A 13224-nucleotide genomic window follows, 5' to 3' on the forward strand; every position below is an offset into this window, starting at 1 on the left:
TATGTTATAAGGAAGTAATGTGCAGCAACCCCTGAAATTAATCGGCGAGGAGAAACTGCGCCGTTCTAACCTGTGTGATAGCGCGCGCGCCAATGTTGCTCTGGGCTCTTCTTAAGACGAGGAGAGTCATCATGAGCAAGCTACGCGAGAGCGGGCATTCTCGCCTGGACGCTCGATGAGTATGCGGCGCCAACCTACAGCGGTGACGAGGACGAGAACATCGCGGCTGCCCGGCCCACTCCCATGACGCAGGCTCGTCTGTCGTACGGCCGAAGGCGCCACGCGCCTCCAGCAATTGTTTCTCGAACGGGTCGCATCACGTCCTCGGCTACCTGGATGAGCCGGCGGCGACCGCTCAAGCTTGGTTTGCACCCAAATGCAATTCGGCAGACTTAGCATCTAAATCAGAACGTGAATTTCTCAAGGGCCGGGTGATAGGTCGTTCGGAACAAGGGCCCGAGGTACCGGCACAGGACACGCATGAGGGCCCCATGAACTATGCAGAATGACGCACCAAATAGCCATCGTTCCAACGACGCTCCACGGTCAGCGACAGCGAGACCACCGTCGACCAAATTGGAATTCAGCCTCGCGCTCGTTCTGAGCGGAGGAAATGCGCTGGGCGCTTATCAGGCCGGCGCATATGAGGCGATTTGCGATCACGGACTTGAGCCGGACTGGGTAGCGGGCGCATCGGCTGGCGCCATCAACGGCGCAATCATTTGCGGAAACCCCACGGACCAGCGGATACCAGCGCTCCGCTCCTTGTGGAAGCCTGCGTCGGATGCACCGCAAACGCATGCCTGGCCTCTCCTTGAGAAAGCCCGTCGTACTGCCGCGGCCGCATGGACGCTCTCGACAGGCAGGCTTGATCTGTTTATGCCCCGCCATCTTCTCGGTCCCTGGTGGAATCCGTCCGGCAGTGCGGAGCCGTCGAGCCTTTACGATGCCACGCCGCTTCGGAACACGGTTGAGCGCCTGGTCGATTTCAATTTGCTCAATCGTGGAACCCCGCGTTTCTCGGCGACGGCCGTGGATATCGAGACCGGGGACGATGTTGTTTTCGATACCCGGATGCAGTGCGTCGAACCCGATCACCTCCGCGCCAGCAGTGCCCTTCTTCCGGTATTTCCTCCCATCGATATCGATGGGCGCTTGTTTGGCGATGCTGGCATATCATCGAACCTGCCGCTCGACGTTGTTCTGAGCGAGGTGTCTCAGCAGCCACTTCTTTGCATCGCTATTGACCTTCTGCCATTGCGGGCGCCAAAACCCAACACCCTTGGCGATACCGCAGCACGTATGCAGGATCTGATATTCGCGACGCAAAGCCGCCGCGCGATAGCGGCATGGCAGGCGATTTTCGATGAGCGTGCACATCGCGGCGATGCGGCCTCAGTCACCATCATGCACATTGTATATGCGGCTCAAAGCGAAGAAGTCAGTGGAAAAGGCTTCGATTTCTCTTCCAGGTCGGCTGGTATGCGTTGGCAGGCGGGCTACGTGGACATGGCCAAGGCGCTGGCCGTTCTTCAGGAAGGAAAGCTGTCGATAGGGGAGCCCGGACTGGCGCTCTATACCCGTAATGAAACGGGTCCAGTTGAACGGGTTCGGTGGGCTATTAGTCCTCACCAGGGGTGACCAAGTGAAGGTGCGCATAGGTTTTCTACAGTTTGTATAACATAGGTAAGCTGCATCAATTGCGCAGGAACATCCGCTCACAGTCGCCGTTCTAATTGTTCTGCAGGTTCTAGGTTGGCGATCTGCGTAAATGGTAACTTGTGATCGAGCTCCCGATGATTCAGCTTGGTGAAATCCTAAAAGCAGTGGGTCCCAATGCGGCCATCGTCTTCGCGGCGTGGATCTTCATGGGGTTTCTACAACAGCGTTATGATAGTGCCATCGATCGCTACCGGGAAGCGGTGGGCGACTACCGGTCCAACGAGCATGCCGATGAGCGCGCCGACAACTTGAAGGACCAGATACTAAGCTATCGGCATCGGTGCAGGTTGATGAGTTGGGCCACGCTCATTGGGCTGGTCGCGGCAATATTACTGATCGCTTCGCTGATCTTTGGGGCGCTGGATGTAATGGTACCAAAGAGCACGCTGATCGGCTTTATCGGCACCGCCTCCACTCTGCTCGAGTTTGTGCTCGTTATCGCGGCGGCGGTGATCGTGATAGCTGAAGGCAGGGTCGTCAATCTGCAGCTTAACGACGAATTGCGCGATATTCCCGACCTTGCTGATCAAGCGGGACGCAGCGGGCATAGTGTCAGGCAGTGAGCGACGTGTAAGCGCGGCAGCGGCTAAACTGAAGCGCCTTGCTCGCGAGCGATGACGCGGACGTCAGTTCGGCGCCCACGCGCAGACGTCGATCTCGCTTGGCTCATTCGGGAAAAACCGTTTCACGATATCGCGCGCCAAGCGCGATGGCCTCAGCGTGGGGTCAACGCAGCACCAACTCGAACAGACTTCGGCCAATATCTCTCCGCCACGCCGGATCACCGTTTCGTAGAAGGCACATACGCCCTGCACTTTTTCCAGCAAAACGGTTGCAGCGACCTCATCGTCCAGAAATGTTGGACGCAAATAGGTGATCTCATGTTTCAGGGCGACCAAGAGATGTCGTGTTACCGCTTCTGCCGGCGCGACCGCATGCCAGTGGTCGAACACGGCTGCCTGAACCCACTTCAAGTAGCTGGCATTGTTGACATGCCCCAAGAAATCGATGTCGGCCGGTTCAATGCCGACCATAAAGGAGTGTGGATTTGCGCTGCTCACGCCTTGATTGATAACATGGCTGCCCCACCTGACAAGGGAGGAGCCTTGGATCCGGAGCCTGCCGCTCTGGATCGCACCGTGAGCCGGGCGGCTTTCACAAGTTAGCGACCACTGCCGCGACTGCGGTTCACGCATGTCCTAGGCCGGGAACCAACTCGAGATCGCTTGTGCCCGGCGTGCGTCGGGGTGAAAACAGGCACTAACATAGGTTTTCGCGCGGTCTTTCCGAGGGAACGATCCGCCGAACCGGAGCTTTGCCAGTCATGCGCCGACGATGATGCGGCGGCATTTTGATCACCTCAAAGGCTGGAACATGCGCGTGCATTATTTGAGGTGTGGAACTGATTGTCCGTCGGCGGACCGATCTTTGACGGCTTCAGCAAAGGTGTTTTTGGACTTATTCCGTGCGCAGCACAGTTGATCGAGACCAGCGAGGGCTGGTGCTGATTGATACTGGTTATGGCAGCGAGGATGTACGTCATCCCCATCCCCGCCTCAGCAAATTCTTTCACGCATTGCTCAACATCCAGTTCAGGGTTGAGGACACACGACCGCCGTAATATGGATGCCAGCGATAATGAAACTCTACCATCTGCCCGACATGGGCAGAATGACCCTGCGATGGCGCTGGGCAGGAAAGCCTGGCTGTTCTGCGGCTCTGACCGCGGCGGCCAGCGCGCGGCAGTCCTTTACACCTTGATCCAGTCCGCCCGGCTGAATGATGTCGATCCGCAGGCCTGGCTGGCCAACGTCCTCGCGCGCATCGCCGATCATCCGGTACGCCAACTCGATCAGTTGCTGCCATGGAACTGGCACAAGCGCGCGGGCGTGCTATCTCAGGCAGCATGACGACCCGCAGCGCCCCTAAACCCACCGCCATCGACAGCTTCACCGAGATCGCCACGCTTCGTATCGAGTTGAAAGACTCCGATCCGCCAATCTGGCGCGTGGTCGAAGTACCGACCTCAATCACGCTCAAAGTCCTGCACGATATCGTCCAGGTCACGATGGGTTGGCTGGATTACCACCTCTGGGAACTGGTCATCGACGGCCAGAGCTATGGCCTGCCCATGGATGAAGACTGGGCACGGTGCCACGCAAGGTCGCCTCGCGCACGCGCCTGCGCGAAGTGCTCGCCCCGGGCACGACCAAGATCGATTACACCTACGATTTTGGCGACAGCTGGGAGCATAGCCTCACCGTCAGCCATGTACGTCGCGGTGAACCCGGCACGGCATATCCCCGCTTTATCGGCGGAGAGCGCGACTGCCCACCCGAAGACTGCGGAGGAATCCACGGATTTTACGAAATGCTTGAGGCCAAAGCCGACCCGGCCCATCCCGATCATGCCGAAATCACTGAGTGGCTCGACGGGTATGACCCCGACGAACTGGACGTCTTTCCCATCCAGGTCGCACTCGGCAGAATCGCAGCACGCCGCAACGCTGCAGCAAAGCGCATCATCAAACCAGAAGACAACTGAGAAGCACGCCTGCGGCCTTCACCGGATGGATACTTTCAAGCACGTAATCGAGCAAGAGATCACCCCGCTGAAGAGTGCGCCTTCGCTTACGTGGGGCGCGTTCAAGGATGCCTGGTTTCATATTACGCGCCGTGTGGTACTGGGAGATGGCGCGAGTGACGACAAGGCACTCTCCGCTATGCTGCTCAAGCTGCGTGGCGACGCCAACTGGATTTTGCCTAAAGCCTAAGCGCAGGTATCTGCGCGAGCGCTTCGCCGCGCGGGTGGGCCACTATATCGACGTAGGAGAGACCGGCAGTCTGGCAGCCTATCTCCGCCAGTTCCGGACCCCGGACTTGCGCCATCTGACCAGATCGGGCAATGGCTTTTTGCCTTCGGCGCGGCTGGCATCGCTACCTTTCGGGCGCTTGCCGTCCTTGCCGCCAGGAGGTTGCTAATGCGGCGCGCCCGAGCCGATATCGATGCCGATTTTCCGTTCTTGCGCGCCTGCCTCTTGGAGGCGGTGCGGCTTTGGCCCACGACGCCCGCGATCCTTCGACAGCCGAACAAGGAAACGGTTTGGAACGGTAGCGTACAAGCACTGCCTTGGAACAGCGAAGAGTGACTTCGCTCACATCGGTGCAAACCAGGTTAGCGCTCAGGTGCAATCAAAGGAACGTAAGCTGTTTCAGGAGCTTCATTTCCTATCGATCTGGGAGGCTTCATGAGCGCGCGACGCGGCGGTGCCGCAAAAACTTTCCGCCTATTGATCGGCGTTTCCATAGTGGCCGCGGGTGCAGCGGTTGCCCTGACATTGACATATCTGTGGCTCACAGGTGCGCCCATGCGGCCAGCGGTCGTCGCCGTCGCCATTTTCGGTGTCGGACTTACCGTCCTGGTGGCGGGCGGGCTTACCGCCCTCATCTATTACAGTGCGCACAGCGGCCATGATGCGACCGCATCGGGGCATCGCCTGGCCAATCCCACGGTGACCGACCGCTAGCCCAATCATCCGCCCTTCGACCCCTTTGATCTTGAGGAGACATGACGATGTTCATGCACAATAAGCGCCTGCAATATACGGTCCGCGTGTCCGAGCCCAACCCAGTGCTTGGCTCACTCATGCTCGAACAATTTGGCGGGCCGGACGGCGAACTCGCCGCCGCAATGCGCTATTTCACGCAAGGGCTGGCCGAGGATGATCCAGGCCGCAAGGACATGCTGCTGGATATTGCGACCGAAGAGCTCAGCCATTTGGAGGTGATCGGCTCGATCGTCGCGATGCTGAACAAGGGCGTCAAGGGCGCGCTCAGCGAAGCGTCGATGGAGGAAGCAGACCTTTACATGACGATCAACGCGGGCGGCGACAGCCATACCCAGTCGATCCTGTACGGCGGCGGCCCTGCGCTCACCAACTCGTCGGGGGTGCCCTGGACCGCCGCCTATATCGACAGCCGCGGCGATCCGGCCTGCGACCTGCGCTCCAACATCGCCGCCGAGAGCCGGGCCAAGATCGTCTATGAGCGGCTCATCAACATAACCGACGATCCCGGTATCAAGGAGGCGCTCGGTTTCCTGATGACCCGCGAGGTTTCTCATCAGAAAAGTTTCGAAAAGGCGCTCTATTCGATCCAGGACAATTTCCCGGCCGGCAAGCTGCCCGGCCTCACGCCTTACGCCAGTCTCTACGTCAACACGTCGCAGGGCGAGGGCGACGCAACCGGACCCTGGAACGAGGGCGAGCAGTGGGAACGGCTCGACGATGTCGAAGGCAACCTGCCGCTCGACGGGGGCGACGGACAGGCATCGGTTCAGCTGGGTGAACGTGACATGCAGGACTATGCCGCCATGATGGGCCGGCTCGCGTCCGATCCTAACTCCAGCCCCGCCACGGGCGCCGACCTGGGCGCTGGACCTGGGGCCGGCAAGCTCAGCGACGAAGATATGGGCGGCGCGGCCGACATGGCCGAAGCGAAAGCGATGTCCCGCAAACAATCCGCTCTCTGAGGAAAACATCATCATGGATCATGACACGGTACGACATATGTTCATCGTCGGCCTGCGCGATGCGCATGCGGTCGAGCATCAGGCCCTGGGCATCATGGACCGGCAGATCGAGCATCTGGCGCAATATGCCGAGGTAGAAGCGCGACTGCGCAGTCATCGCGGCGAGACCGAGCGGCAGATCGAACGCCTGGAGTCCATTCTCGACAGTTTGGAGGACAGCCCTTCGGCCATCAAGGATGCCGCGATGAAATTGTCGGGAAGCGTCGCGGCGCTTTCCCATGCGCTCGCGCCCGACGAAATCATCAAGAACAGCCTAGCCAATTTCGCATTCGAGAATTTCGAGGTGGCGACATACAAGGCGTTGATCACCATGGCGCAAGCCGGCGGCTTCCAGGCCGCGATCCCCAAGTTGGAGGAAAGCCTAAGGGAAGAACAGGCCATGGTCGCCTTTCTCGACGAGACGCTGCCGGTGATCGTGCAGAAATTCCTCGCGCTTCGCAGCCAGGGTGAGCAGGCAAGTCATTGAGCCTCTCCTGGTCGCCGGCGCTGGCCGGTTCGGTCGGGAGTCTCCTCGCCGGCTTGGCGACCGCTCTGGGCGCCTTGCCGATCCTGGGCATCGGCCGGTCAGCGCAACGCTATCAGGACGTGATGCTCGGATTCGCGGCGGGCGTGATGCTCGCCGCGTCCTTCTTCTCGCTCATCATACCTGCGCTGGGGCATTTGCACGTCAGCGGAGCGACGCCTTGGCGGTCGGCTTTGACAGTCGCCGCGGCGGTGGCTGCGGGCGCGGCAAGCATCATGGTGTTGAGCCGCTTTCTTCCGCAGGACGAGGGATCGAATCCCACGGCCACGCAAAGCCGCTCTCTTTTGCTGTTCGTGCTCGCGATCACCTTGCACAATCTGCCCGAAGGTCTGGCCGTCGGCGTGAGCTTCGCCGGAGGCGCCTATGCGCAGGGCAGCGCCACCGCTTTGGGGATCGGCATCCAGAATATACCAGAAGGTTTTGCCGTGGGGTGCGCGCTTTCGCTGCGCTATTCGCCCCTCCTCGCCTTTGCGGGCGCCGTGGTATCGGGGCTCGTGGAACCTGTAGCCGGCACGGCGGGCGCGCTGCTTGTGGCGCAGTTCCAGCCTCTGCTGCCATGGGCGCTTTGCCTTGCCGCAGGCGCTATGATCAGCGTCATCATGAGCCAGATCGTGCCCGACCTCGGGCGCGAACCCTCAGGCCGGGCCCATGTGTCTCTCATTCTAGGGCTCTGTATCATGATGATCCTCGATGTGGCGCTTGCGTGATCAACCGGCTGGAGGAATGGCTATGAAAATCTTGATCCTCGTCATCGGAACAGTGGGTGCGCTCGCTGCCTGTTCGGATGGGGGCAGTCGACAGGCGGCAAATAGCGCCTTGGTCGATTCAGCCGCCATCAATCGTGCCGACGATGCACCCGGCAACGCAGCCACCGCTCCCACGCCGGTCAGTGGGTCGGGAGAGGTTCCTCCCAATGCGCACCCTGGCGCCACCGGCGGCGCAGCAGGGAACGCAGCCGGCCGATGAGTGTGTGTATCGCAGTAGTCCTGCGACAGATGACGGGATCGGAGTAGGATTTCATGGGCAAGGCTTTTCTGCCTAAGCATATCGGCTTCATTCCGGACGGGAACCGGCGCTGGGCCGTCGACCGGGGCATGCGCAAGGATGAAGGCTATGCGCATGGCATTGCGCCAGGGCTGGCGCTCTTCGATCTTTGCGCGGCCATCGGCATAGAAGAGATATCCATCTTCTGCTTCACGCAGGACAATATGAAGCGTCCTTCACCGCAAAAGCAGGCGTTCATAGCCGCCACAGCGGGCTTCGCGCGGGAGATCGCGCAGCGAGAGGCCGCCGTGCTCGTCCTCGGCGATGAAGCGTCCAGCCAGTTCCCCAGCGATCTGACCCGTTTCCGCGTGCGGCAGGGCTCGGGCATCAAAGTGAACCTGCTCGTCAACTACGGATGGAAATGGGACTTGGACGGTCTATCGCGCGGCGCGATCAGGTCCTGCGATGTCTCGCGCCTCGATCTCATTGTTCGCTGGGGCGGCGGGAGGAGGCTGAGCGGCTTTTTGCCGGTTCAATCGGTCTATGCCGATATCTATGTGCGCGACGAGCTCTGGCCGGATTTCGTGCCGGTGCATTTCGAAGACGCCTTGGCGTGGTTTCGAAAGCAGGACCGGACCTTGGGCGGCTAAGCATAGCGGCTTGCAAATCCGCAGCCCGTATAAGCCAGAGCGCCAGGGAAGCGGTCAATCATTCCGATCGATTAGCCTTAGGAGCCGGTCGCTCCTCGAATTTGAGGCGTGTCTGCCCAGCCATGCGCATGGGTGGCTTCGAGCGCGAGTCGCTCCCGCTGCAATAATCGCGCGGTTTCTATAGGTACCGCGATGGATGTTCCCGTTCCGGCGACCGCACGCCCGTCGGCAGCTACCGTCGGTACCTTGACGCCGAGTTGCCATGTATAAAGGTAGCGATGGGGAGCGGGATCGGGTCGGTCGGTCCCGATCCAGGGCAGGCCGGCGGCATCCAGCGCGCCCACGAGCACCGCCCTTGGGTAGGCCGCCCGCGCTGCCGTCAGATTGTCGGGATGATCGAGACCCCTGTTGCCAGCGGCCAGAATGACATCGATTCCGCGTGCGCCCGCCTCGCCTGCGGCGGCGGCAATGCGCGGATCATCGTCGAGCGCAAGCGAGATGTTGATGGCATCGACCTCCAGGCTGACGGCACGCCGGATGGCCGCCGCAACAGGCGCAACATTCGGCTGGCAGGGCGGATTGGCGCCGGTGGGGCACCCGGCCGGGTCGTCGATCCGCAGGGAGATGATCTCGACATCGCGCGCGGCCGCCCGAGCAAGGATCGTCGCGACCATTGTGCCATGATCATAGCGCGGCTTGAACGCGGCCCGCGCCGGCAGCGACGCCATGTCATACTGCGCGGTCAGCAAAGGCTGGAGTTCAGCTGTCTTCGCGACTCCGCTGTCTATGATAGCCACTCGCGGTCGCCGATCCATCGACGCGCTCATGCTCGTTCCGGCAACCAATGCTGCCAGCATCGCCAGAATATACTTCAAATACAGGCCCCCGGTCGATACGAAAGTGTAATAAAGAAATTCAGCAACCTATGTTTAATGACAGATGAATGTCAGGAACGGTAGTTCATTTCCAAAGTTCAGTGAGTCCCACTCAAGTACAGGGATATATGATATGTTAGCGAAGCTTACAATAGTCGGCGCGCTGGGCCTTGCCATCGCTGGTGGTGTCGCCGTGGCGCAGAGCACGAACAGCGGTATTGGTAGCAGCACGACGAGTTCCACCGGGCAGACCGGAACGACCGGCAGCGATACGATGGGAGGCACGTCGACCGGCAGCTCGATGGGCCGCAGCCCGGTCGATGCCGGCACGGGCGGCATGAGCGGCACCGGCACCCGGACGGGCGTTCGCAGCCGCTCCGGCGGCACCACCGACAGCGGAATGATGAGTGACGCTGGCGGCATGAACAGCGGCACTCCCGGAAGCGGCGCCATGGGCAGCGACCAGTCCGATGGAATGGGCACCGGGACCACGGGATCGGGCGTCAGCGAGGCCGGAGAACGCGGCTGACACTTGCTACGGCCTGCCCGCCACCGGTATGCCCATGGCGTCCGGTGGCGGGAGCCGATAGGGCGATACCTAACATGGGCACCGTCAAGCTCATCCTTGCCAGCTTCGCTGTCGCCGGGCTTCTGGGCTTTAGCGGCGATGTGCCGGTCTCGCGCGCGGGGGCGGGCCTAGCCGAACTTCCAGTGCGACAGCCCCTTGCCATGGATGCGGCGGTCCAACAATTCTACCATGAGCGAAATGGTCGCGCGCTCTGGACGGGATCGTCCGCGGTCATCATCCTGCACTGGCTCCGAAGCGCGGCCGAGGAGGGCCTCGACCCCGCATCCTTTGACCTCGCGCACCTTCTAAAGCTGTCGCGCGACCCTCTTGCAGCGCCTGCATTCGATCGCGCCCTGTCGCGTAGTTTCGTCACCTATCTCCATGCGCTCCGCAGCCCCACGCCCGGTGCGACGACGACCTATGTGGACGCGCGCTTGGCGCCGGAGACGCGACCGCTCGCGCTGCTCGAAGCCGCTGCCGCTGCGCCCTCTCAGCCCGCGCATCTTGTGGCGATCCGACGGATGCACCCGCTCTATGAAGGCCTTCGCAATGCCCTTCTGACTTATCGCCAGCGGGGCGGTGCCATTTCCGGCCCGAACGGAAATCGTACCGAACAGCGCCTTCTCGCCAATATGGACCGGCTGCGCGCGCTGCCGGCCGACCCTGGTGACCGCTATATTCTGGTCGATACGGCGTCGGCGCACCTATGGATGATCGAGAAAGGGCGGCCGCCCGCACGCATGCGGGTGATCGTCGGGTCCGACCGCCACCCGACACCCCTCCTCGCCGGGCTGATCCGCTATGTTGTGCGCAACCCTTATTGGAACCTGCCTCCCGATCTGGTCCGCGCCCGCGCCGCCGCAGTCGTCGAGAACGGCCCCGATCGCTTGGCGGAGGAGAGGCTTGAACTGCTGTCCGATTGGGGTCCCGATGCCCACCCGCTTACGCCGCAGCAGGTGAATTGGCGCGCTGTCGCGCGTGGCGAGGCCAAGCTGCGCATGCGGCAGCGGCCGGGGCGTGACAATATGATGGGCACCGTCAAGTTCATGCTCCCCAATCGCCTCGGCATCTATCTTCACGATACGCGCGGCAAAACGGCTTTCACCCGCTCACAGCGGCGACTGAGTTCCGGGTGCGTCAGGGTAGAAGATGCTGCCCGGCTCGAGGCGTGGCTGCTCGGCGGCCGCGGCCCCGCAGTTGGCAGCGACAGCGAACGGCGCATCGACCTGCCCGCTCCTGTACCGGTCTACATGCTGTACCTGACCGCTATTCCCGGCCAACGCGGCGTGTCCGTGCGCGCGGATGCCTATGGGCGCGACCGCGTCGCGGCACAAAATATCTCCGCGACGCGCATAAGATCCGATCAGGACGGCCTGACGATATTGGGGCCAATGTTGGCGAGCACCTCTGCGGCGCTGAACGCACGGATATTGTCTGTCGGCTTAGGACCCTTGCCCATCACGATCTCCGCCGATGCCTGATAGCGGTCGACGGTGCGGATATCGATGCTGCGGTCCCAGAAGGGATCGCCCCAGAAGGGATCCCAGCTGCGCCAGCCAAAGCCCCGACCATAATAGCGCCAGGAAGGACCCCAATAGCCATAGGTGCCAGGACCGAAGGGACGATCAACATAGGTCGAGCTGCGCTTTTCGGTATCGCGATCAGCCATGACGAACCAGTCATAGCCGCGCTGCTGGGTCAGCTCGGCGGCGCGATAGAGCAGGTAGCGCTCGACGGTATCCCGCGAGGTCATGCTGTTCCCGGAAAAGGTAACGCGAAACCGGTTGGCTTCTATCTGCTCGTCGAAATAGCCGCCGCTCGCTGCACGACTTTGTCCAGCTGGTTGATAGGGCGTCGCCGTGGTGCAAGCAGTCAATGCCAGCATGGTCGCGCCCGCGCATGTCAATCCTCGCCAATTCCTCATCATCTCATCCTTTTTTGACTGTAAGCGCAAGCCGGGCATCACTGGCCCGCCGGTACGCGCTGCGATGTCGGACCAAGGCTCTGGTCCAATGCTTCGATATGCTTGCGGTGCTGCGTGATGATCCCCATAGTTTGCTCGGCCAGCCGCTTGAGCGCCGGATAATCCCCGCGCCGGGCGTAGCTGGCGTGCAGATTATAGGCTTCCAAATGAGCCGCCGCCTGCTGGCCGATATAGACGGAATCGAATTCCCGATCGCCTGCACCGCGCAGGTTGCCCAGCATCGCCGAACGTCGCGGATCCATGTTGCGCGGAATGGCGATGTTGACCGGATTGTCGGCCACGAAGCGCCGCAGTTGCGCGCTGGTTGACTTGTGATCGGTCACCATCTGCCGCGCGAACGCCTTCACGTCCGGCGCGTGCGCACGAACCATGGCAAGTTCGCCAGCTTCGATCTCGTACATGTCGCCGATCGCTGCCTGTGGAATGTAGAAGGTCGTCGTTACGGCGTCATTGGGGCTTGACACGCCCTCGGGCTTTGGACCTTCATAGTGCTTGGCGACGGTCGCACTGCCATTGGCCGGAAGCCCCTCGCCTTCGCCGCCGCCGGTCTGGCTACAGGCGGAAAGGCAAAGCAGCGCGGCCCAGCCCATGGCGCAGGAGTTGGCTTTGCCGGATCTTGCGTGCATCATTGCGTGTCCTTTCCACCCGTTCCAGGTGCCCCGATGCCCGGCATGACGTTCGAGGAATTGGTCGGCCCCGCCTCGTTGATCGCTTCCTGCTGGTTCGTGCCGCCGGGCACCCTTCCATTCTCATGATTGGCGGCGGGGCTGCAGCCGCTGAGTATGATCGTACCCAGCAATAGCTGCAGACGGCTGCCGCCAAAATAATGTTGATAGGAAAGGCTCATCATCCGCTGCTCCTGCCGAACTTGCACCCTTACAACGCGCAAACCGGAAATCGGCAGGTGGGCGTGGAGCAATCTGAGTTAGCGGAGATGCGCTTTATGCGCCGCCAATACCGCTGGTAATCCGGCCGGTCCCTTCGCATGTCGGACAGGGTTTGCCTTCGACGCGACCGCTGCCACCGCAACGAGGGCAGAGATTTTCGCCCGTGCCTTGCGTCCCCGCCGGAGCTTCATCACCGGGCTTGGGTTGATCTTCCTGTATGGGGCTCATGGCTTTTTCCTGCTTGCTGAGGCGCTGTCAGACGGTCGCCGCTACGGGGCAGGTAGGATTTCTGTCCAGCGAAGTGCAAGGCAACGAACCTTCGCCATCTTTTCAAGTTCCGATTTTCCGAGCCGTGCGGCACGGACGACAACTCAGCTAACCCATGTGAATCCGAAGTGCTTTCTGTTCCCACTCGCTCCTTTGACGGGAATTAACCGAGGA

At 61.3% G+C, this 13224-nt stretch carries 17 protein-coding genes and 2 pseudogenes; 14 read left to right on the forward strand and 5 right to left on the reverse strand.

Annotation, left to right across the window (positions count from 1 at the left end):
• Positions 1-498 precede the first annotated feature (498 nt).
• Positions 499-1641 (forward strand): patatin-like phospholipase family protein, encoded by a 1143-nt coding sequence (locus VMR39_RS05645; RefSeq protein WP_325415023.1) that lies wholly within the window; start codon positions 499-501, stop codon positions 1639-1641.
• Between the two features lie 155 nt (positions 1642-1796).
• A complete protein-coding gene (locus VMR39_RS05650) occupies positions 1797-2285 on the forward strand; it encodes a DUF2721 domain-containing protein (RefSeq protein WP_325415024.1) in 489 nt (162 codons plus the stop codon).
• A 63-nt stretch (positions 2286-2348) separates the two neighbouring features.
• On the opposite strand, the gene VMR39_RS05655 is transcribed toward VMR39_RS05650, so the two are convergent.
• Positions 2349-2783 carry a thioesterase family protein gene (locus VMR39_RS05655; RefSeq protein WP_325415038.1) on the reverse strand — a complete coding sequence of 145 codons (435 nt, stop codon included), beginning with the start codon at positions 2781-2783 and terminating at the stop codon, positions 2349-2351.
• 621 nt (positions 2784-3404) lie between these two features.
• On the opposite strand from VMR39_RS05655, the pseudogene VMR39_RS05660 reads away from it, so the two are divergent.
• The 10 genes and pseudogenes from VMR39_RS05660 to VMR39_RS05705 all read left to right on the forward strand — a co-directional run.
• A pseudogene (locus VMR39_RS05660) lies at positions 3405-3632 on the forward strand (transposase domain-containing protein); the annotation flags it as partial.
• Positions 3629-3796 (forward strand): annotated as a pseudogene (locus VMR39_RS05665) (IS1096 element passenger TnpR family protein); the annotation flags it as partial. The pseudogenes VMR39_RS05660 and VMR39_RS05665, both read left to right, overlap by 4 nt.
• 77 nt (positions 3797-3873) lie before the next feature.
• Entirely contained in the window at positions 3874-4266 is a 393-nt protein-coding gene (locus tag VMR39_RS05670; RefSeq protein ID WP_325415025.1) for a plasmid pRiA4b ORF-3 family protein, read from the forward strand.
• Positions 4267-4291: 25 nt separating this feature from the next.
• Positions 4292-4495, forward strand: coding sequence for a hypothetical protein (locus tag VMR39_RS05675; RefSeq protein WP_325415039.1), 204 nt, complete (start codon positions 4292-4294; stop codon positions 4493-4495).
• A gap of 594 nt (positions 4496-5089) precedes the next feature.
• On the forward strand, positions 5090-5248 hold the full coding sequence (locus VMR39_RS05680) for a hypothetical protein (RefSeq protein WP_325415026.1): 159 nt from the start codon (positions 5090-5092) through the stop codon (positions 5246-5248).
• A 47-nt stretch (positions 5249-5295) separates the two neighbouring features.
• The gene (locus VMR39_RS05685; RefSeq protein ID WP_325415027.1) at positions 5296-6252 is read left to right on the forward strand and encodes a manganese catalase family protein; all 957 of its coding nucleotides are present in this window, start codon (positions 5296-5298) and stop codon (positions 6250-6252) included.
• Between the two features lie 13 nt (positions 6253-6265).
• Positions 6266-6778: a ferritin-like domain-containing protein gene (locus VMR39_RS05690; RefSeq protein WP_325415028.1), complete on the forward strand. Its 513-nt coding sequence runs from the start codon at positions 6266-6268 to the stop codon at positions 6776-6778.
• Positions 6779-6852: 74 nt separating this feature from the next.
• Positions 6853-7542 carry a ZIP family metal transporter gene (locus tag VMR39_RS05695; RefSeq protein ID WP_325415029.1) on the forward strand — a complete coding sequence of 230 codons (690 nt, stop codon included), beginning with the start codon at positions 6853-6855 and terminating at the stop codon, positions 7540-7542.
• 22 nt (positions 7543-7564) lie between these two features.
• Positions 7565-7801 (forward strand): hypothetical protein, encoded by a 237-nt coding sequence (locus VMR39_RS05700; RefSeq protein WP_325415030.1) that lies wholly within the window; start codon positions 7565-7567, stop codon positions 7799-7801.
• A 53-nt stretch (positions 7802-7854) separates the two neighbouring features.
• Entirely contained in the window at positions 7855-8469 is a 615-nt protein-coding gene (locus tag VMR39_RS05705) for an undecaprenyl diphosphate synthase family protein (protein WP_325415031.1), read from the forward strand.
• 77 nt (positions 8470-8546) lie between these two features.
• Here VMR39_RS05705 and VMR39_RS05710 read toward each other — a convergent pair whose 3' ends face one another.
• Entirely contained in the window at positions 8547-9266 is a 720-nt protein-coding gene (locus VMR39_RS05710) for a S8/S53 family peptidase (protein ID WP_325415032.1), read from the reverse strand.
• A 211-nt stretch (positions 9267-9477) separates the two neighbouring features.
• Here VMR39_RS05710 and VMR39_RS05715 point away from each other — a divergent pair, with 211 nt between their 5' ends.
• Entirely contained in the window at positions 9478-9873 is a 396-nt protein-coding gene (locus tag VMR39_RS05715) for a hypothetical protein (RefSeq protein ID WP_325415033.1), read from the forward strand.
• Positions 9874-9947: 74 nt separating this feature from the next.
• Complete coding sequence (locus VMR39_RS05720; protein WP_325415034.1) at positions 9948-11393, forward strand: L,D-transpeptidase family protein; 1446 nt, start codon at positions 9948-9950, stop codon at positions 11391-11393.
• Here the strand turns inward: VMR39_RS05720 and VMR39_RS05725 are convergent.
• From VMR39_RS05725 to VMR39_RS05735, 3 genes are read right to left on the reverse strand one after another with little or no spacing between them, the layout of a single operon-like run.
• Complete coding sequence (locus VMR39_RS05725) at positions 11276-11836, reverse strand: CC0125/CC1285 family lipoprotein (protein WP_325415035.1); 561 nt, start codon at positions 11834-11836, stop codon at positions 11276-11278. The genes VMR39_RS05720 and VMR39_RS05725 overlap by 118 nt on opposite strands.
• A gap of 38 nt (positions 11837-11874) precedes the next feature.
• Positions 11875-12522: a DUF4142 domain-containing protein gene (locus VMR39_RS05730; RefSeq protein ID WP_325415036.1), complete on the reverse strand. Its 648-nt coding sequence runs from the start codon at positions 12520-12522 to the stop codon at positions 11875-11877.
• Positions 12522-12743 (reverse strand): hypothetical protein, encoded by a 222-nt coding sequence (locus VMR39_RS05735; RefSeq protein ID WP_325415037.1) that lies wholly within the window; start codon positions 12741-12743, stop codon positions 12522-12524. Before VMR39_RS05735 ends, VMR39_RS05730 begins: the two co-directional genes overlap by 1 nt.
• Positions 12744-13224: the final 481 nt, after the last annotated feature.

Source organism: Sphingobium sp. (genome assembly GCF_035511395.1).
In the GTDB taxonomy this organism is placed as follows: domain Bacteria; phylum Pseudomonadota; class Alphaproteobacteria; order Sphingomonadales; family Sphingomonadaceae; genus Sphingobium.